This window comes from Dielma fastidiosa, from assembly GCF_000313565.1.
Lineage (GTDB): Bacteria > Bacillota_I > Bacilli_A > Erysipelotrichales > Erysipelotrichaceae > Dielma > Dielma fastidiosa.
Genome location: NZ_HE578923.1, coordinates 1 through 19,681 on the forward strand (window position 1 = coordinate 1; position 19,681 = coordinate 19,681).

General features: G+C 39.8%; 17 protein-coding genes. 10 read left to right on the forward strand and 7 right to left on the reverse strand.

Going from position 1 to position 19,681, the window contains the following annotated elements; genetic code table 11:
• Window positions 1-50: 50 nt before the first annotated feature.
• Entirely contained in the window at window positions 51-836 is a 786-nt protein-coding gene (locus DAHG_RS00290) for a nuclear transport factor 2 family protein (protein WP_022936315.1), read from the reverse strand.
• A gap of 145 nt (window positions 837-981) precedes the next feature.
• On the opposite strand from DAHG_RS00290, the gene DAHG_RS18305 reads away from it, so the two are divergent.
• On the forward strand, window positions 982-1,566 hold the full coding sequence (locus tag DAHG_RS18305; RefSeq protein WP_022936316.1) for a TetR/AcrR family transcriptional regulator: 585 nt from the start codon (window positions 982-984) through the stop codon (window positions 1,564-1,566).
• Between the two features lie 32 nt (window positions 1,567-1,598).
• Window positions 1,599-2,039 (forward strand): pyridoxamine 5'-phosphate oxidase family protein, encoded by a 441-nt coding sequence (locus tag DAHG_RS00300; RefSeq protein ID WP_022936317.1) that lies wholly within the window; start codon window positions 1,599-1,601, stop codon window positions 2,037-2,039.
• A gap of 14 nt (window positions 2,040-2,053) precedes the next feature.
• Here the strand turns inward: DAHG_RS00300 and DAHG_RS00305 are convergent, their stop codons facing one another.
• The gene (locus DAHG_RS00305; protein WP_022936318.1) at window positions 2,054-2,947 is read right to left on the reverse strand and encodes a helix-turn-helix domain-containing protein; all 894 of its coding nucleotides are present in this window, start codon (window positions 2,945-2,947) and stop codon (window positions 2,054-2,056) included.
• Between the two features lie 134 nt (window positions 2,948-3,081).
• Here DAHG_RS00305 and DAHG_RS00310 point away from each other — a divergent pair, with 134 nt between their 5' ends.
• The 5 genes from DAHG_RS00310 to tuf all read left to right on the forward strand — a co-directional run bounded on the left by DAHG_RS00310 (window position 3,082) and on the right by tuf (window position 9,587).
• Window positions 3,082-5,046: an FAD-binding protein gene (locus DAHG_RS00310; protein WP_022936319.1), complete on the forward strand. Its 1,965-nt coding sequence runs from the start codon at window positions 3,082-3,084 to the stop codon at window positions 5,044-5,046.
• 256 nt (window positions 5,047-5,302) lie between these two features.
• Complete coding sequence (gene rpsL, locus DAHG_RS00315; RefSeq protein ID WP_022936320.1) at window positions 5,303-5,725, forward strand: 30S ribosomal protein S12; 423 nt, start codon at window positions 5,303-5,305, stop codon at window positions 5,723-5,725.
• A gap of 27 nt (window positions 5,726-5,752) precedes the next feature.
• Complete coding sequence (rpsG, locus tag DAHG_RS00320) at window positions 5,753-6,223, forward strand: 30S ribosomal protein S7 (RefSeq protein ID WP_022936321.1); 471 nt, start codon at window positions 5,753-5,755, stop codon at window positions 6,221-6,223.
• Window positions 6,224-6,238: 15 nt separating this feature from the next.
• The gene (gene fusA / locus DAHG_RS00325) at window positions 6,239-8,329 is read left to right on the forward strand and encodes an elongation factor G (RefSeq protein ID WP_022936322.1); all 2,091 of its coding nucleotides are present in this window, start codon (window positions 6,239-6,241) and stop codon (window positions 8,327-8,329) included.
• Between the two features lie 73 nt (window positions 8,330-8,402).
• Window positions 8,403-9,587 (forward strand): elongation factor Tu, encoded by a 1,185-nt coding sequence (gene tuf, locus DAHG_RS00330; protein ID WP_022936323.1) that lies wholly within the window; start codon window positions 8,403-8,405, stop codon window positions 9,585-9,587.
• Window positions 9,588-9,679: 92 nt separating this feature from the next.
• Here tuf and DAHG_RS00335 read toward each other — a convergent pair whose 3' ends face one another.
• Window positions 9,680-10,768: a hypothetical protein gene (locus DAHG_RS00335; RefSeq protein WP_147576387.1), complete on the reverse strand. Its 1,089-nt coding sequence runs from the start codon at window positions 10,766-10,768 to the stop codon at window positions 9,680-9,682.
• The gene (locus DAHG_RS00340) at window positions 10,698-11,060 is read right to left on the reverse strand and encodes an HIRAN domain-containing protein (protein WP_181416051.1); all 363 of its coding nucleotides are present in this window, start codon (window positions 11,058-11,060) and stop codon (window positions 10,698-10,700) included. The genes DAHG_RS00335 and DAHG_RS00340 overlap by 71 nt, the downstream gene beginning before the upstream one ends.
• A gap of 93 nt (window positions 11,061-11,153) precedes the next feature.
• Here DAHG_RS00340 and DAHG_RS00345 point away from each other — a divergent pair, with 93 nt between their 5' ends.
• Both DAHG_RS00345 and DAHG_RS00350 read left to right on the forward strand, forming a co-directional pair.
• Window positions 11,154-12,140 carry a WYL domain-containing protein gene (locus tag DAHG_RS00345; RefSeq protein WP_022936326.1) on the forward strand — a complete coding sequence of 329 codons (987 nt, stop codon included), beginning with the start codon at window positions 11,154-11,156 and terminating at the stop codon, window positions 12,138-12,140.
• Between the two features lie 99 nt (window positions 12,141-12,239).
• Window positions 12,240-12,944, forward strand: a complete 705-nt coding sequence (locus tag DAHG_RS00350; RefSeq protein ID WP_022936327.1) for a hypothetical protein — start codon at window positions 12,240-12,242, stop codon at window positions 12,942-12,944.
• A 90-nt stretch (window positions 12,945-13,034) separates the two neighbouring features.
• On the opposite strand, the gene DAHG_RS00355 is transcribed toward DAHG_RS00350, so the two are convergent.
• The 3 genes from DAHG_RS00355 to DAHG_RS18310 are packed head-to-tail and all read right to left on the reverse strand — an operon-like array spanning window position 13,035 to window position 17,216.
• On the reverse strand, window positions 13,035-14,786 hold the full coding sequence (locus DAHG_RS00355) for a flavocytochrome c (protein ID WP_022936328.1): 1,752 nt from the start codon (window positions 14,784-14,786) through the stop codon (window positions 13,035-13,037).
• A complete protein-coding gene (locus DAHG_RS00360) occupies window positions 14,783-15,517 on the reverse strand; it encodes a response regulator transcription factor (RefSeq protein WP_022936329.1) in 735 nt (244 codons plus the stop codon). The genes DAHG_RS00355 and DAHG_RS00360 overlap by 4 nt, the downstream gene beginning before the upstream one ends.
• Window positions 15,495-17,216, reverse strand: coding sequence for a sensor histidine kinase (locus DAHG_RS18310; protein ID WP_022936330.1), 1,722 nt, complete (start codon window positions 17,214-17,216; stop codon window positions 15,495-15,497). The genes DAHG_RS00360 and DAHG_RS18310 overlap by 23 nt, the downstream gene beginning before the upstream one ends.
• A 118-nt stretch (window positions 17,217-17,334) precedes the next feature.
• Between DAHG_RS18310 and DAHG_RS00370 the strand changes: the two genes are divergently transcribed.
• Entirely contained in the window at window positions 17,335-19,392 is a 2,058-nt protein-coding gene (locus DAHG_RS00370) for a flavocytochrome c (RefSeq protein ID WP_022936331.1), read from the forward strand.
• Window positions 19,393-19,681 lie beyond the last annotated feature (289 nt).

The following is a 19,681-nucleotide window of genomic DNA, read 5'->3' on the forward strand; positions in this document are numbered from 1 at the left end:
AGCAAATCTTAATATGAAAAAAAACAAGGCTTTATCTGCCTTGCTTTTTTTTATATAACATCTGTAATAGTTTGAAAAGTGAGTGATTCAAAAATAATTTTGCCATCGCGGATACGCTGGGTTAATACACCAGCTTGCTTTTTGCCGCGATGCTGAAATGCGATGCAGCTCAATTCTTCAACGGCTTCTTTAACCGTTATTTTAGCGGCAGGATCAGTAAACGCATCAATTTCCGCTTTAGCTTTATGAATCAATCCTTCGCAATAATAGCGGATATCTTCTTTTCCTTCTAAAGGCCGATTGCATAGATTGGTAAGGATGACTGCATCATCCGCATAATCATTGATTAAGGCATCAACATCATGCGCCTTTAGATTATTGAAATGCTTTTCAGTTAATGCCAATGCCACTGTATTTGTTGGAAATGGGTGGGCTTTGATACCTAATGAAGGCATACTTACCGGTGTTTTCGCATAGCCGCTCACATAGACAGCTTGACCGTTTTCAACCATATAAGTAAATGAGGCAAAACTGGAAAATGGCGGCAGTGAGGCTACCAAAGTAATATAATTATCGGTACTCTGCCGATATAGAAAATTCAGCTTTTCAACTGCATGTTCAATATCCATGCCTAATTTAACCGCAAAGGTCAGTGAATTACGCATGACGCTAGTCAGCGTATCATGGCCCATGGTTCGTGTTCTCCCATCCAATCGGGTAATGGCTATCAATTCTTTTGAATAATCAGACAAGGCTTCTTCTAAATTTGAATCTTTTTTCATATTAATCATAGATTCAATATGATGATTCATTAATTCATCCGCAGTTCTGGGCATATATTTCCTCCTTTAAGATACTTGCGTATACTATTACGCATATGTATAATAAATATAAACCATGGATCATTGATTATCAATGACCAGAATCTGAAAACCATGTATTAATACTCACATCCGTGAAAACGTGTATAAAGGAGATTTTATGAATAAGCCTGATCGAAGAAGTATAAAATCTGAGAAAGCGATTCAGAAAGCATTTATAGAAATGCTGATGAGCGAAGGCTTTGATGCTATTACCATTAAGGCGCTGACTGAACAAGCTGATATCAGCCGTAAAACCTTTTATCTGCATTATTTAGATAAATTTGATCTTTTAAATAAAATGGTTGATGAACGGATGGTTGAATTGGCTGAGTTGTGTGAAAGAAAAAAGGATAAGGGTTTTGTGGAGGGAACAGTGCTTTGGTTCTGTTATTTCGAAGAGCACAAAGCCTTCTTTAAAGCCTTATTTGCTACTGAAAGTACCATTGCATTCCGTTACCGTCTGCAGGCTTTTATCATGGTACAGTTAAATGATAAGCTATCAGACGCAGCTGATCATAATGAGGTACTGTGCAAATTTATGGCTACCGCGGTGCTGGGCGTTTTAGAATCCTATGTTTTGGATGAATTTAAAGCCGATATTAAAGAGATTGCTGAGCAGGTTGGCGTGCTGCTGGAACAGATGATAATGCAGGCAAAAGCGGCGGATTCTAAGCAGTTAGATTTTGATGGCCAGTATCTTTAATAACTGATATAATGACATCAGGAGGGATGATTATGATGCGAAATCCAAGCCAGACAATCGGCAATCTGATTGAAAGGGCAAGTATGACGAGTATTTCTTATATTGATGCGGAAGGTTATCCGGTCAGCCGCGCGATGCTGCCGCCAAGAGAAAGAGAAGGAATTAAGTATTTCTGGTTTACGACCAATACATCTTCTCAAAAAATCAGTTGTTACCGCAATAATCCAAAGGCAAGTATTTATTTTGTAGATAAGCGCTTTTTCCGCGGCGTATGTCTGAAGGGGACAATGGAAGTTCTGGAAACTAAAGAAGCAAAAGAAATGTGCTGGCGTGAAGGAGATACAATGTATTATCCGGAAGGGGTTGCAGATCCGGATTACTGCATATTGAAGTTTACTGCCGAAAAAGGCCGTTATTACAGTAATTTTAAATCTGAAGATTTTGATATAGAAGAACCGCAGCCGGAAGCTTAATTCCCACTGCGGTTTTATTTCTTTTTGGTTTTTAATTCGGTTTTATATTGCTTGCGGTAAGCGGCCGGTGATTTGCCATACTGATTCTTAAAACTGGCTGAAAAGGCAATCGGTGATGAAAAATTATATAATTCAGAGATCTCCGCGAGGCTCATGGTCGTATTTCTTAAATCATTGCAGATCTGCTTCATGCGAAACATCAGAATAAATTCCTTGGTGGAACAGCCTTTAATCTGATGAAAGCATTGGTAAAGATAGCTTTGTGATACATTTAAATGGGTGCATAAATCTTTAACTTTGATATTATCATGTACATGCTCAGTGATGTAATCCAGGCATTCCACAAAGATGCGCTCTTCACTTGTATTATTGGCGGCTCGGTCGGCATTGGCTGCATAATAGGCGTTTGCATTCATCAAAATAGCAGCCAGTGCTTTTTTCAGCAATACTTCCAAATTGAAATAATAGCCGGGTTTATCAGCATTTTGATGAGAAAAGGTTGAGAACCAAAACAGATCTTGTTCCGTAAATAATTTTGAATATACCGTCAGCTGATGGCAGCTGAACAGCTTCGCAAAGCTGTTGCGCATGAGATCTGTTTTTAAATCAAAGTGAAAAATATAAAGATGGGCTTTTTCTTCGGTAAGACAAGCAGCGGTGAATAAGGTATATGGCGGTATGATTGCCAAATCTCCCTTTTCAATTAATAACCGCTGATCCTTAATCATCAGTTCAATGCTGCCTCTTTCAACAGCGACAAGTTTAAAATGCGGCAGAATTTCATTATTAATAATTCGGTTCTCCTGTTCAGTCCAATCCACATAGCTAAGCACACGAAAATCCAGAGACAGCAGAATCTCTGAGAGCGGATCAGGTTTTAAGAGGTCATAGGTTGCGATGTTTTTCATGTTATCATTTTAACATAATTTTATTAAAATTAAATATTAAGTATAAAAAGTTATGAAAACATTAAATTTATCGAAGATTTTTGACTAGTTAATAACTTATCAAGTGTTAAAATAAGAATAGGAGGATGAAAAGGATGAAAAAAATAGTAAGTATTTGCTGTGCATTGCTGATGACAATCTCATTAGCCGCATGCTCTAAGCCGCAAAACGAAACGCCGAAAACTGATGATAATCAGCCAGTGGTTAGTGCGGATGTGGAAAAGAGCGCTGACGTTATTATCATAGGAGCCGGCGGTGCTGGTCTTTCAGCGGCAATTCAAGCGGTTGAAAGCGGCGCTAAGAGTGTTATTATTGTAGAGAAAACAAATAATACAGGCGGTTCTTTGAATTATACAAGCGGATCGATGTCCGGCGCTGAGACAATTATCCAAGAACTTGACGGAATTGAGGATACTAAGGAATCATTTGTTCAGGATATTTTGAAAAATGGTGCTCATAAAGGCAATGAAGAATTAATCAGAAAGTTTGTTGATGAAGATGTAGATATGATTCAATGGCTTTGGGATCATGGTTTAAGTGATAACCAGTTCAGTACGGATAAAGAAGGTCATCGTTCAGTATTTGCCCCTGAACATGCGCTTTACAGTGTACCTAGAACTTATAAGGCCAGCCCTGATAATAAAGAAAAATATAAATCAGCGGCGCATGAAATTCTGGATACAGTGGTAGCGGGTCTTGAAAATGTAACCATTGATTTTATGACTGAAGCGAAAACACTGATGCCTAATGATAAAGGTCAAATTTTATCGGTATTGGCGGTTAATAATGAAACAAGTCAGACAATAAAATATACGGCAGAAAAAGGGATTATCGTTGCAACCGGCGGTTATTCAGGCAATGCCAAGCTGATGGGAGAATTTGCTGAAAATGGTGCTAGTTATCTGGCTGGCGGTTCATTTGCGGCTGATGGTTATGGTATTCGAATGATGCAGGAAGTAGGCGCTAAGGTTGATGAAGAAACAATGACTTATATTCCTACTTTCCCAATGGGACTTGAAGTTGCGCCTGGTATTGGTTCAATCGCGCCAACCTATACATGGAAGGCCGGCGGTATCTGTGTGAATAAGAATGGCGAACGTTTCGTAGATGAAACACTTGCTGAAGTTGAAGAGCGTGAGGTTGCGTTGGAAGAACAGCCGGAAGCAATTCAATATGATATTTTCACTGATAAGATTATTGAAGATCTGAAAGCAGCTGGTGCTGATATGATGTGGACTTATTTATATGAACCTGAAAATGGCAAAGGCCACAGCAAGGTTGTAACTGCTGATTCAATTGAAGAATTGGCAGGCAAGCTGAATATGCCGGCGGAACAATTAGCTAAAACAGTTGAAGAGTACAATGCGGCTGTGGAAGCCGGCGGCACGGACAGCTTTGGCCGCAGCTATGACGGTACAGTGACAGCTTATAATGTTGCTGTTAATAAAATTGAAGGCGATAAATATTATGCCGTACCTTTAAAGGCATTAGTTGTTATGACTTTAGGCGGTGTAACTGTAAATGATAAGATGCAGGTGCTTGCTGAAGATGGAACAGTCATTCCTGGCTTATATGCGGCTGGTGAAGTTACCGGCGGTATCTGGGGACGCTTTGTATCTGGCGGTACCGGTGTTATGGGACCTATCGTATTCGGCCGTCTGGCAGCCCGTGAATTAATGAGTGGTGAATTGGCTGAGGGTTATACAGCTAAACCGGCATCAAATCTTCTTGATGAAAAACTATTTGTCAGAGATGAAGCTGTGAAAACTGATCGTTTCGATATGAGTAAAGCCTTGACGGATGGTGAATATGAAGCATCTGTTGATGGCCAGGAAGGTAAAATGAATGTGAAGACAACCATTGCTGATGGTAAGATCAGTAAGGTTGAAATCGTTGAACAGCATGAAACGGAAGCCGTTGCTAAGCCAGCTCTTGAAAGTCTGCCAACAGCAATTGCTGAACAGAATTCAGTAAATGTTGATACGATAGCTGGTGCTACTTTGACATCAAATCGTATTCTTGACGCAGTTACTGATTGTTTGAATCAAGCAGCTAAATAAGCTTTAATCAATATAGGACCTGTCTTTTGCGGACAGGTCTTTTATTAAGCTGAAGCATCATTATGAACGAAAAAACTGCTTTTATTGAGATTTTTATGAAATTGCATTAATTTTTTTATAAAATAGATTGACAAACGTTTCTGGTTGTTTTACAATTACAAAGCTAGCGTGAATATGTTCCTGAAAGATGGAACATTAATTTATGCCGTAATATGACACACCCGGAAATGTGTGTTAGCACGAAAGGAGGACAATCATGCCTACAATTAATCAGTTAGTACGTAAAGGTCGTACAAATAAAGTATGGGTTTCTAAATCTCCTGCTTTAAATAGAGGTTACAACTCTTTGAAGCGTCGTCCTACCGATCTGAGTTCACCACAAAAACGTGGAGTATGTACTCGTGTTGGTACAATGACACCAAAGAAACCAAACTCAGCACTTCGTAAATATGCTCGTGTTCGTTTGTCAAACGGAATGGAAGTTACAGCTTACATCCCAGGAATCGGTCACAACCTACAGGAACATAGCGTTGTATTGATCCGTGGAGGACGTGTTAAGGATTTACCAGGTGTTCGTTACCATATCGTACGCGGAACATTAGACTGTGCTGGTGTTAATGCTCGTAATCAGTCTCGTTCTAAATATGGAACTAAGAAACCTAAAGCTGCTAAGAAATAGCATTAATCGTGAAAGGAGGAAGTAATAATGCCTAGAAAAGGACATATAGCAAAACGTGATGTGTTAGTAGATCCGATTTACAACTCTAAGTTGGTTACTCGTTTAATCAACAAAATCATGATTGATGGTAAAAGAGGGGTAGCTCAGACTATTCTGTATAACGCATTTGATATTATTGAAGTAAAGACAGAACGTAAACCAATGGAAGTTTTCGAACAAGCATTGGAAAATGTTATGCCGTTATTAGAACTTAAAGTACGCCGTGTCGGAGGTGCTAACTATCAGGTTCCAGTTGAAGTTTCTCAGGAAAGAAAGTTAACATTAGGTTTACGCTGGATCGTTAACTATGCTCGCTTAAGAAATGAAAAGACAATGGAGCAAAGACTTGCTGCTGAGATTATCGATGCTGCAAATGGTACTGGCGCTTCTGTTAAGAAGAAAGACGATACTCATAAAATGGCTGAAGCAAATAAAGCATTTGCTCACTACCGTTGGTAAGAGGGGACTTGAACTATGCCACGTGAATATTCATTAGAAAATACTCGTAACATTGGTATCATGGCTCACATCGATGCTGGTAAGACGACTACAACTGAACGTATCCTGTATTACACAGGTGTTAACCATAAAATTGGTGAAACTCATGATGGAGCTTCAACAATGGACTGGATGGCTCAGGAACAAGAAAGAGGTATCACAATTACTTCTGCCGCTACTACAGCACACTGGGCTGGTACTAAATCTCAGTACCCTGATACTCGTGTAAACATCATCGATACTCCGGGGCACGTTGACTTCACTGTTGAAGTTGAACGTTCACTGCGTGTACTTGACGGTGCGGTTACAGTATTAGATGCTAAGGCTGGTGTTGAACCTCAGACTGAAACAGTTTGGCGTCAAGCTTCAGCTTATGGTGTACCACGTATCGTATTCGTTAATAAGATGGATGCTACCGGTGCTGATTTTGATATGAGCTGCGCTACAATTATCAACCGTTTAGGTGCTAAGAGTGCTGCTGTTCAATTGCCAATCGGTGCTGAGAGTGATTTCAATGGTATCATTGATATCATCGAAAGAAAAGCTTATGATTTCGAAGGTGATTTCGGTGTAAATATTGTTGAAATCGATATCCCTGAGAATTTAAAAGAAAAAATGGAAGTTAAGCGTCAAGAATTAATTGAAGCAATTGCTGATTTTGATGATGACTTAATGATGATGGTTCTTGAAGGTGAAGAACCAACAATCGAACAAATAAAGGCTACGATTCGTAAGGCTGTATGTACTGGTGAATTCTTCCCAGTATTCTGCGGATCTGCTTATAAGAACAAGGGTGTTCAATTAATGCTGGACGGCGTTATTGAATATCTGCCTTCACCGCTGGATATTCCGGCAATCATCGGTAAGACTGAAGATGGTGAAGATGTAGCTCGTCATGCTAGTGACAGTGAACCATTCTCTGCATTGGCATTTAAGGTTATGACTGACCCATTCATCGGTAAGCTGACTTATTTCCGTGTTTATTCTGGTACTACTAAATCAGGTACATATGTATTAAATGCTACAAAAGGCAAACGTGAGCGTTTTGCACGTATCGTTCAGATGCATGCTAATGCCCGTAAGGAAATTGATGAAGTTTATGCAGGTGATATTGCTGCTGCCGTAGGTTTAAAAGATACGACAACGGGTGATACTCTGTGTGCTGAAGATTCTCATATCATTCTTGAATCAATGGTATTCCCTGAACCGGTTATTCAGATTTCTGTTGAACCTAAGTCAAAGGGCGATCAGGACAAGATGACATTAGCACTTCAGAAGCTTGCTGAAGAAGATCCTACTTTCAAAACATATACAGATCCTGAAACAGGACAAACGATTATCGCCGGTGTTGGTGAACTTCACCTGGATATCATCGTTGACCGTATGCGCAGAGAATTTAAGGTAGAAGCTAATACTGGTGCTCCGCAGATTGCTTACCGTGAAACAATCCGTCAGGCTGCTGACTGTGAAGGTAAGTACATTAAGCAATCAGGTGGACGTGGTCAGTATGGTCACGTTTGGATCAAATTCGAACCGCTTGAAGAAGGTAAAGGCTTTGAATTCGTTGATGCTACTGTCGGCGGATCAGTACCTAGAGAATACATTAAATGTATCGGTGAAGGAACTGAAGCTGCATTAGCGAACGGTTTAGTTGCTGGTTATCAGGTAATCGATATCAAGGCTACGCTGTTTGATGGTTCTTACCATGATGTCGATTCAAGTGAAATGGCTTATAAGATCGCTGCTTCAATGGCATTAAGAGAAGCTGCTAAGAAATGTAAGCCGGTAATTCTGGAACCAATCATGTTAGTTGAAGTTACAGCTCCAACTGAATACATGGGTTCTGTAATGGGTGATATTTCATCACGCCGCGGACAGATCAATGATCAGGAAGAAAGAGGCAATGCCGTAATGGTTAAGGCTTATGTTCCACTGTCAGAGATGTTCGGTTATGTAACAGACTTGCGTTCATTCACTCAGGGTCGTGGTAATTACTCAATGAAATTTGACCACTACTCAGAAGTACCTAAGTCTATCGCAGAAAAAATCGTTAAAAACAACGCTTAATTCACTTTAAATGTTGCTTTTATAAACAAATTGAATTAAAATAAACTTGATAAAATCACAGGAGGAATTTGCAATGGCAAAAGAAAAATTTGATAGATCCAAAACACATGTTAACATTGGAACTATCGGTCACGTTGACCACGGTAAAACAACTTTAACTGCTGCTATCACTAGCGTACTTGCGCAAAAAGGTCAGGCAGAATTCAAGGCTTACGATGCAATCGATGGAGCACCTGAAGAAAAAGAACGTGGTATCACAATCAATACTGCACACGTAGAATATCAGACTGCTACTCGTCACTACGCACACGTTGACTGCCCGGGACATGCTGACTACGTTAAGAACATGATCACTGGTGCTGCTCAGATGGATGGTGCTATTCTGGTAGTAGCTGCTACAGATGGTCCTATGCCTCAGACTCGTGAACACATTCTGCTTGCTCGTCAGGTTGGTGTTGAAAAGATCGTTGTATTCTTAAATAAATGCGACATGGTTGATGATGAAGAATTAATCGACTTAGTTGAAATGGAAGTTCGTGAATTATTATCAGAATACGGATTTGACGGAGACAACACTCCAGTTATCCGCGGTTCTGCATTAAAAGCTCTTGAAGGCGATGCTGCTTGGGTTGGTAAGATTGATGAATTGATGGATGCTGTTGACAGCTACATCCCTGAACCTGCTCGTGAAGTAGACAAACCATTCTTGATGGCAGTAGAAGACGTATTCACTATCACTGGTCGTGGTACAGTTGCTACTGGACGTGTTGAACGTGGTGTATTAAAACTTGGTGAAGAAGTTGAAATCGTTGGTATCCATGACAGCAAGAAAACAGTTGTTACTGGTATCGAAATGTTCCGTAAACTGTTAGACTTCGCAGAAGCTGGTGACAACATCGGTGCATTGCTGCGTGGTGTTAACCGTGACGAAATTCAGCGTGGACAAGTTCTTGCTAAACCTGGAACAGTTCACCCACACACTCACTTCAAAGCTCAAGTATACGTATTAACAAAAGAAGAAGGCGGACGTCACACTCCTTTCGTTTCTAACTACCGTCCTCAGTTCTATTTCCGTACAACTGACGTTACTGGTGTAATCACTCTTCCAGAAGGAACTGAAATGGTTATGCCTGGTGACAACGTTGAAATGGAAGTTCAACTGATCGCTCCTATCGCTGTAGAACAAGGTACTAAATTTACTATCCGTGAAGGTGGCCGTACAGTAGGTGCTGGTAACGTTACTGAAATCATTGAGTAATTGAAACCCAATAACAATTAAGAGATCTTCGGATCTCTTTTTTCTTTATGAATATAAACGAAAAGGCAGCACACAGCTGCCTTATTTGTACATTAATTATAGAAATTCATCATATTCGTATCACTGAAGGATTTTGATAATTTGGCAGAAATTAAAGTATTATTAATATTATTACGAACTAATTCAAGCGGATAACAATTACTGTCACTGACGCACACCTGCTTAATAATCTCGGCTAGCTCGTCCGCTGCCATAATACCATCTAGTTTCATATAGTCTAAATTCACTTTGTGTATCCGATATTGACCATCTTCATAATCATCAAGGAAGCAGCCATAATCTCTATTCTTTTGACTATAAAGATAAACAAACCACCGATCTTGAAACGGCTCGTAAAATACCTGCCCCTGAGGATAAAGAAACGTTACATGCACATGCGGCATAACAGATACGGACTCATATTTTGATTTCTGTATAGTACCATTTTGTCCTGTTTCAATTATATGAATATCTTTTTTAGATAGCTGCATGCATTTCTTAATTTCACTATCACGATGCAGACGCTCCTTTGAAGCATAGTCAATATAATAGACTTGTTTATTACACGCGATTGTCTGCAGAATGCTCCAATTAATAAGCTCAGCTTTTGTTAACAGTGGGTAGACATAAAAGTATGGTGTCTTGTACTTGTAGATGTAATACATTTTATCATTTGCCATGATCACCGAGCCAATGCCAATTTCAATAGACTTTTCTTTGCTATTACTTTTCTTGATTCGATCATAATCATCTTTCTCCAATGTATAGTAATAATCTTTAATGCAGTCGAACGGAATGATGACTTCGCGGCTTAGATTAACATAAGAGGACTTTCTAAGCCTATATTTCTTATGATCAATTTCAGCCTGCTGATAAACACTGCAGCCCAAATGCGGTTTGGATGAACAAGCATAACCCTTTACTTGATCTGCTTCAACAGCACTGATAACATAAGGCCTGATACGATGCCCGGGTTCCACATTCATAAGTTTCTGTTCGCTTAATGGCATTTTACACCAATAAACATCCCCAGGCCGAATTTCCTGATCAACCGTCTCCTGATCACACCATTCAATGATTTGATAACATTTCGTAATTAACCATTTCTGTAAATATTTCAGCCGATGCTTCAAGTTGATCACCACCTTCCTCCAAACCAGCAATAATATATTTATCAATCACATAAAGGACTTTAACATACTGCTTTTCTGCTATCAAATCGTAAATTCTGCCAGCACTGTATGTTCCTCGGGCAACGGTATGAATGCTGTTAGCCACATGTCCTAACACAACTCCGGTATCATTCATGACACAAATTGCTTCATCATCAAACGCATTATCAGTATCTTTCATTAATCTCAGCCGCTGGCCTACACAAAATGCTTCCGGGCCAAAATAATAATTACAGCCTGCTATTGTTAATGCTCTCATCATTATCACCTCTTGTTATCCATATTATAAAACAATTGCTGTACCATATTTCGCCCAGCCATCATTTGTGTTAAGATAAAAGAGGGGATATAAAATATGAATGAAAGCCGCGTATTTGCCTTAAAAATTCTAGCCATATTACAAAAATATTCTGATGAAGATCATGTATTAAGCAATCAGCAAATTCAAGATCTGCTGTTGGCTAATTATGATATCAAAATGGATCGTAAAACCTTGAATACTTATTTAAATATTATTAATGATGAAGGCATTGCAGACATCAGCATGTATCAGGATAATCGCAAGGGCTATTATTTAATCAGCCGATTATTTGAGAAAAGTGAGGTTCAGCTGCTTTGCCAAAGTATTTATTCATCGCACTTTTTATCGGCCTCTTTAAGTGATAAATTAATCAGCAAGCTATTATCAACGCAAAGCAAATATGTTGAGAAAACCTTTAATGAGACAATGGCACAGAAAAATAAGGCTTGGAAATCAGAGAATAAACAATTTTTTCATACCATTGATATTTTGCTTGAAGCGATAGAGAAAAAATGTACCGTAACTTTTAATTATGCTCATTATGATATCCATAAACAGCTGATATTTAATAAAGAGCAGCGATATAAAATTCATCCTTATTATCTCGTTCAAAGCAATAATAATCTTTATTTATTATGCCGGACTAAAAACTATCAGGATATTAATGCTTATCGAATCGATAAAATATTGAATATCGAACTCACTGACGAGAAAGCTCGGCCACTGGAATATGGCTTTGACTTGCATAAGCATGTCAAACAGCGGATGTATATGTATGCGGATAAACCGGTAATGATAACATTGCGTTTTCATTCAATGATTCTTGATGATATTATCGATATGTTTGGCAAGGAAATCATTATTCAGCCGGATCGAGAACAGAAAGATTTATTGATTACCAGAGTATGTTCATCAAAAAAGGGCATGTTGTATTTTGCCTTACAGTATCTGAATAACTGTGAAATTTTAGAACCACAGGAATTGCGTGATGAATTAATTGAATGTCTTCATCAAGGCATTGATAAATACCAAAAGCAATAATCTCTAATTCTATTAAATGCATTCATCCGATCAACACCGCAAAGTTTGTAAGCTTGCATGTAACTTTAAGATATACTATAATATGAATAGGCAGCGGCTTTGAAAGCCTTGTTAATCAAGAAGGGAGTTGCTTTAAATGAAAAAAATAACCGATTGATCAGTGTTTTATTATCTGCGATCCTTCTTCTAGCTGGCTGCAGCAACATTGAAAAAGGACGTGACGCTATTATCGGCGCGGATGTTAATAAAGTAGGTATTATTCATGTTACTAACGATGAGATGGTTCAATGGACAGTAAGCGGAGATGAAATTGACGCACTGAGAGAGTGGGCTTCAGGTTTAAAATTCTTACCGCATGAATTTGAAAAGGGTAAGACGCCTTATGATACGAATACCGATGTTGAATCTTATGAATTCTATCTTACAAAAGGTGATTACCGCAATATCTCATATGCCATTATCGATGAAAAAACCAGCTATATTTTCTATGCAGATAAATGGTATACAGTCACAAATCCATCAATACCGCCATTACAAGAGCCTGCGGAATTAACCCTTGATAAGGTTATAGAGCTGGCAGGTAAAGGAGAAGAACTGACTTGGAGTGATTTTGAACAATATAAGAGCAAAGAAATAGGTTCAGGTTTATATATTCTGCTCTATAATATTGATGAAAACTACTATTTACTGGTAGGTGGAACCCCTGATAAAAAGCCGATGTATATCCGTTTGGTATCGGCACAGGATGAAACGAAGTACATTGACATCAGAACTGAATCAATCAGTGATTTTATAAATAAATAAGATGCTATTGCTGTCTCATTACGGGACAGCTTTTTATTTGCTAAAAGAAAAACGGCTTATCGCCGTTATAAGTTCGGTATATCTGAAATATTATTTCTTTAAATGCTCATTATATGCCGTGGCAGCTGCAATCCTTCCGAAACAGACTGTATCCGGTATCGATAATGAGCCAAGCCGATTGGCACCATGAATGCCGCCGGTTACTTCACCCGCTGCGTACAGGTTAGGAATTATGTTGCCATTAGTATCAATTACATGAGCATTCTCATCAATCTGCACACCGCCCATGGTATGATGAACCGAGACAATGCATGCAAACATCAAATACGGTCCGTCACCAATCGGTATCAAGTCGGTGCGGTTAAAGTCTGTATCAACACCCTGTGCAGCCATTTCATTATAGTGCTCAATCGTAGCTGCCAAGGTTTCATACGGGATATCGAAGAATTCAGCGCATTCCTTTAAACTGCCCTTAATCAAAACTCCCTGATCAAGACAGCGGGCAATTTCAGAAGCGTAATCTTCTTCCAGATTCATTGACTTAGCCACTTGATCATCAATGATTTCATAAATCATAGCGTCTTTTTGTTCAATGGCTGCCCGAGAGATGATTTCACGGGTTTCCTTCTCATCAACAAAACGCTCACCATCTTTATTTACCAGCAAGGCATTGCCAATTAAACGCGCATAATCAACGAAGTAATAATTGCCGGTGGCTGGATTATTGATCGGATACAGCTGAATCGCATCCATATCAATCAGATTAGCACCCGCCGCCTGTGCCATAAGAATGCCATCACCGACGATTGCCGGTGAATTTGTCGTAGGAATCGAGGCATCTAAGGTTGGCCATTGGGTATTGTACTGCTGACGCATTTCCACGTTGGCAGAGAAACCGCCGGTTGCCAGTATAATGCCGCTGTCACCATAGAAATGCAGACTGTTGCCGTCACTGACAGCTTTTATGCCAATCGCTTGGCCATTCTCCATAATGATCTCAACCGCTTTGGTATTGTAGATTACTTCAACACCTAATTCCTCGGCTTTTTGTGCCAAAGTATTTACATAAGCAGGGCCATCACCAACCGGCCACAAGGTTCTGGCAACCCGATGACCGCCGTACCATGATTGCTCATCCTTGTATTGCACACCAATTTCATCACGCAACCAATAAGCATTTTCTAATACATGATCAGCCAGTGTACGCACCAATGTTTCATTGCTTCGGCCCTGACCGGATATTAAAATATCCTCAATAAATGCTTCCTTGCTGTCAATGATTCCTTCACTTTCCTGAACCCAGTTGTTGTAACAGGCATATTCGCCGCCGGACATGCGGGTATTGCCGCCATTGAAAGCCATCTTTTCAATAATCGTTACTTTCTCAAATCCCAGCTGCTTCGCTTGAATTGCCGCCACAAAGCCGGCCCCGCCGCTGCCGACGATTACCAAATCAGAATGCTGTTCAATGATTTTCTGCTGCTGCTCCTGCATGTTGGCATTCATCAGATCCTCCTGCGTGATACCAGCCTGCGTCAGCGCGTCCTTGACAGCATCTATGAACCCTTGACTAGTCAGTGTAGCACCGGTGATCGTATCGACATCAATGCTGTTTTTAGATATAATCTCATCCGCCAGCTGAATCATTTTGCCGGAGAAACCCGGCACTTCACTATGCTTCACCAATTCAATATGCTCGATTTTATCATCCTTAATAACCACGTCAACAATAATCTTACCTTGTTTGCCAAACCCTTCACCCTGAAAGGTATCCGTATTATTGATACTTTGCGGCGCGCAAGCACTAAGCATCAGCAGCAGTGCCAAGAGAATTTTCTTCATAGATTTTCCTCCCTTGTGCTGTTGGGTGTACGGCCGCGTATTTTTTTATACACTCTTGAGAAATAAAGCGGATCAGTAAAACCGCACATCAGCGCAATCTGTTTAATCGCTGCGTTCTTTTGATTTTTCAAATAGGCATCAGCAAGATCAATCCGCTGATTTGTAATATACTCATTCAGCGACTGATTTGTTGCCTGCTTAATCAATTTACTGATGCTTGAACGTGACAGACCAAAACTATTCTGTAAGCTGTCATAATCAAGGGTCGGATCATCTAAATGATTTTGAATATAGGCTAGAAGATCCGCGGAATCATTAGGCTGATATTGTTTCAGCAAATTGTGCTCCAAGAGACGTTTCTGATAATTATCAATTGCCTGCGCGCAGACTTCAGCTAATTCATCATCATCGACAGGCTTTAAAAGATAGAAATCAACCTTTTGTCTGATCGCCTCTTTCGCAAATTGAAAATCATCATAACCGGATATGATAATGATTGAACACATATGCTGAAGCTCACGGATTTTTTTAATGACTTCAAGACCATTCATGCCAGGCATATTAATATCCATAAACAGCAATTCCGGATGATACTTCTGCACAGCTTCTAAAGCAACTTCACCATTATCCACAAGGGCAATTACCTGAATATCCAGATTTAAAGATTCGACCTGCCGTTTTAATCCATAACGGATATTTTCTTCATCATCAACGATCATCGTTCTTATCATAGTCAAACTCCTTTATCAATAAAGTAATCTTGCATCCTTCACCCTTAATGCTGTCAATCAAAATATCATTTTCCTGATTCATCATTTTTAACCGGGTATAAACATTATGCAGCCCAAAATGCTTTGAGGTATCCGAGGAATGCAGATAATCAAGCAGCTCCTTCACTTCCTGCTCATCCATGCCGCAGCCATTATCTTCAACACTCAGCATTAAACATTCATTTTCAATCATGGCTCTGACGATAATTTTACCCATATGCGTATTTGGCTGAGTACAAGCATGGATACTGTTTTCAACCAATGGCTGAAGCAATATTTTCACAACCTGAATTGTTTCGAGTTCCTTTGGACAATAAATCTCATAATCCAGATTCTTAAAGCGGATCTTCTGCATATCAAGATAAGCCTTCGTATGCTTAAACTCCTGTTTCAGAGAAATAACCTGCTGACCGCTTGCCAAGAAGGTACGGAAATAAGTTGAAAGAGCGGTAATTGTTTTAGCGACATCCTCAGCGCCATGCTGTTTGGCAAGCCATTTCAGATTATCCAAGGTATTGTAGAGGAAATGCGGTTTAATCTGTGCCTGCATGATTTCCATTTCCGCTCTTTGTTTCTGATTGCGCTCTTCAACAATCTGATCAATCAGCTCACTCATTTTAGAAATCATTTTATTAAAGCTCATCGATAAGTCATGAATTTCATCACGGGCATTGCCTTCATCAACATAACTTTCCAGCTTTCCGTTTTCCACAAGCTTCATAGCATTCTGAAGATTCTTGATGGGTGTCAGCACCGACGTTACCAGCATTTTCCCAAGGATAAAAATAACCGCTAAAAGGAAGAGCAGTAAAATCCACAGACCGGTCATCAGCTGATTACTTGACTGCATCAATTCTTCATTAGATACAACTGTGGCAAAGATCCATTCCGGATAATTTTCAATTGGTGAGACAAATAACGTTGCTGCTTTGCCATTAATATCGGTGACAGGAAATTGATTACTGCTTGTTATCGCCATGATATCGATGGCATGCAGAGTTTCTTCATCAATCGTATGTGAATAGAAATATTGCGCGTTGGTAGTTATTAAATCATAATCACGGCTCATGATAAAGCTTTTGCCATTATAAACCTGCATCGTATTAACAATTTCATTTAAGCGTACAGAAGGAATTGCGGCAACAATCAGCGCCTCTTTTTGATTCGTAATGGATTTAATCGGATAATAGAAAAGCAGTACCTCACGATTGTTGTCATTCAGCTTAGGCTTAGAGATGATGAATTCAGAATCATCCCGATAAGCTTTTTGATAGTCCTGATTATCCATCAGATTTTCAATCGCATCACTGTTAATCCAACAGAACCCATTCTTTCCAATATAAGAAAAGGTTTCCATCACTTCACCATTATTGGTATAAGAATTAGTAAAGCGTTCGATCTGCGGTTCAATGCCGCGTACATCCATTGAAGAAAAGGCAGGAATAGTAGATATTGTGCGATATTCAGCAGAGATTCGCTTGATCCACATGCTGACCTCCTGTGCCTTACTGTCAACGATCTGGGAAACCGTAAATGTATTGTTGGCAATATCTTTGGGCCGGTAAACTGCTTCGATGTAGAAAAACAGTGAACTGAATACAATCAGGACACTGATTAAAAAATAAAGCTGTATTTTAGTTTTGATGCCAAGGTTTTTCATAACTCTATTTTATCATCATTTTAAGCATTATGTTCAATAATCCATTGAGTTGAGCCATTTATCCATATTCAATTGTGACGGATTTCACTATAATTGGGTTATCAGGAGGTAGGAGTAAATGAAGAAAATCGCAAGTTTATTATTAGCCGGTTTGCTGATTGTTAGCGGCTGTGCTAAAACAGATCAAGGCTCACAGCTTTATACAGCAGGAACTTATGAGGTTGTAACCCAAGGCTTTGGCGGTGATATGAAGGTTGCAGTGACTGTCAGTGCTGATAAAATCGAAAAGGTTGAGGTACTGGAACATGGGGAAACACAGGGTATCGGTACGAATGCTATTGAACAGCTGCCAGCAATTATCGTAGAAAAACAAAGTGCTGAAGTTGATACGGTAGCCGGCTGTACGGTATCAAGCAAGGCATTGTTATCTGCCGTGCAGGAGGCTTTAAATCAAGCAATGGGTAAAGATGCTTCTGCTAATGTGGCGGCCGATGGTGAATATGCCGTTGAGGTAAATGGTTTCCACGGCCCTATGCAGGTAAGCGTGGTTATTAAGGATGGTAAAATTACGGCAGTGAATGTCGGCAATAATGTTGAAACTGTAGGTATAGGTTCTAAAGCAATTGATGCAATGCCGCAGCGAATCATTGATGCTCAGTCAGTGAACGTTGATGTATTAACGGGTGCCAGTATTACATCAAGAGCAATTCTCTCTGGTGTAAGTGATGCGCTGACACAGGCGGGTGCTGATTTATCTGTATATTCTAAAGCGGTGGAAGTGGTGAAGAGTGAGGATAAGGAAATCAGCGCGGAAATCGTTATTATCGGTGCTGGCGGTGCTGGTCTTACTGCAGCTATCGAAGCATTAGAAAATGGTGCATCTTCCGTAGCATTAATTGAAAAGATGGATATTACCGGCGGCAACACGCGTCTGTCAGGCGGTGAATATGCAGCTCCGAATAACTGGCTGCAGGCTGGTGAAGGTATCGAAGACAGTAAGGAACAGTATTTTAATGATATTTATGAAGGCGGTTATGAACGCGGCAATAAGGAATTGATTCAGGTTATTGTTGATAACGCGCTGGAAAGTGCAGAATGGCTGAAGGATGATGTAGGGGTTGTATATCGTGACAAGATGTCATGGTATGGCGGTCACAAAGTAGCCCGTACATTATGGCCGGTTGGTGACGGACCTGTTTATGTTGATACTTTAGAAGAAAAAGCTCGTTCATTAGGTGCGGAAATTTATTTCACAACAACTGCTAATGAATTGATCCAAGATGAAAATGGCCGTGTAACCGGTGTTGTCGCTACTTATAAAGATGGTGCAACTTATACATTTAAGGCTGATAAGGGTGTTATTATGACAACCGGTGGTTTCTCAGCCAATATAGAAATGCGTGAAGCAGTTAATACTATGTGGCCAAGTCTTGATGCCAATGTACCTAATACGAATTCACCTGCCATTACTGGTGACGGTATCGTTATGGCTCAGGCAATCGGTGCAGATGTTGTAGATATGGATGCGATTCAGCTGTATCCGGTAAACAATCCAGCGACTGGCAATTACTACTATATCGATTATGCCCGTTTAAATTCAACAGCACTGTTAGTTAACAAAGAAGGCAAACGTTTCGTAAATGAAAAGGGTACTCGTGATGTTATTTCATTAGCAACTCTGGAACAGACAGATAAGATGGTTTATGAAATTATTGATGCGGCTGTAGTTGCTGAACAAAGGCTGTATGAAGATTATCAGGCTGAAATCGATAAGTGTCTGAAAGACGGTGTATTGGCAATCGGTACATTAGAAGAAGTCTGCGAGCATTTTGGTGTGCCTGTGGAAGAGGTTAAGGCTACAATCGCTCATTACAATGAAATGGTTGATGCGGGCACGGATGAAGATTTCGGACGTACTGATAACTTCAATAAGATTGGTGACGGACCTTACTTCATGTTCTCTTCTGTTGTCTCTGTTCACCATACAATGGGCGGTGTAAAAATTGATGCGGATGCCCGTGTTCTTGACAAAGACGGCAATCCAATTGAAGGTCTGTATGCGGCTGGTGAAGTTACCGGCGGTATCCATGGCGGTAACCGTTTAGGTTCAGTAGCTGTTTGTGACACTGTTGTATTCGGCCGTGTCGCAGCTCAAAGCGCATTAGCTCAGAAATAATTAAGAGTGGCTCAATGCCATCGTATTAAAATATTATGAGTTCTGTCAATGATAAGGCAGGACTCTTTTTTTTGTTATGAGAAAGCTGTGAAAAGTTTAAAGGAAAATGGAACCTGGCTTAGAATTTAATCAGGATCACGGGAGTTAATAGCCGTCTCATTATGTAGATAAATTAATATTGATAATATCTCTGCCATGATTGCATAAAAAACTGGTAATTATATTTTGTATAGGCTATAATACAACAAAAGGGAGTAGCTTGTATCTGATAAGGATAGGGTAATCATCG

Coding starts and splice junctions, on each gene's coding strand:
- DAHG_RS00290 (WP_022936315.1), bottom strand. CDS start 836: ATGCCCAGAACTGCGGATGAATTAATGAATCATCATATTGAATCTATG.
- DAHG_RS18305 (WP_022936316.1), top strand. CDS start 982: ATGAATAAGCCTGATCGAAGAAGTATAAAATCTGAGAAAGCGATTCAG.
- DAHG_RS00300 (WP_022936317.1), top strand. CDS start 1,599: ATGATGCGAAATCCAAGCCAGACAATCGGCAATCTGATTGAAAGGGCA.
- DAHG_RS00305 (WP_022936318.1), bottom strand. CDS start 2,947: ATGAAAAACATCGCAACCTATGACCTCTTAAAACCTGATCCGCTCTCA.
- DAHG_RS00310 (WP_022936319.1), top strand. CDS start 3,082: ATGAAAAAAATAGTAAGTATTTGCTGTGCATTGCTGATGACAATCTCA.
- rpsL (WP_022936320.1), top strand. CDS start 5,303: ATGCCTACAATTAATCAGTTAGTACGTAAAGGTCGTACAAATAAAGTA.
- rpsG (WP_022936321.1), top strand. CDS start 5,753: ATGCCTAGAAAAGGACATATAGCAAAACGTGATGTGTTAGTAGATCCG.
- fusA (WP_022936322.1), top strand. CDS start 6,239: ATGCCACGTGAATATTCATTAGAAAATACTCGTAACATTGGTATCATG.
- tuf (WP_022936323.1), top strand. CDS start 8,403: ATGGCAAAAGAAAAATTTGATAGATCCAAAACACATGTTAACATTGGA.
- DAHG_RS00340 (WP_181416051.1), bottom strand. CDS start 11,060: ATGATGAGAGCATTAACAATAGCAGGCTGTAATTATTATTTTGGCCCG.
- DAHG_RS00345 (WP_022936326.1), top strand. CDS start 11,154: ATGAATGAAAGCCGCGTATTTGCCTTAAAAATTCTAGCCATATTACAA.
- DAHG_RS00355 (WP_022936328.1), bottom strand. CDS start 14,786: ATGAAGAAAATTCTCTTGGCACTGCTGCTGATGCTTAGTGCTTGCGCG.
- DAHG_RS00360 (WP_022936329.1), bottom strand. CDS start 15,517: ATGATAAGAACGATGATCGTTGATGATGAAGAAAATATCCGTTATGGA.
- DAHG_RS18310 (WP_022936330.1), bottom strand. CDS start 17,216: ATGAAAAACCTTGGCATCAAAACTAAAATACAGCTTTATTTTTTAATC.
- DAHG_RS00370 (WP_022936331.1), top strand. CDS start 17,335: ATGAAGAAAATCGCAAGTTTATTATTAGCCGGTTTGCTGATTGTTAGC.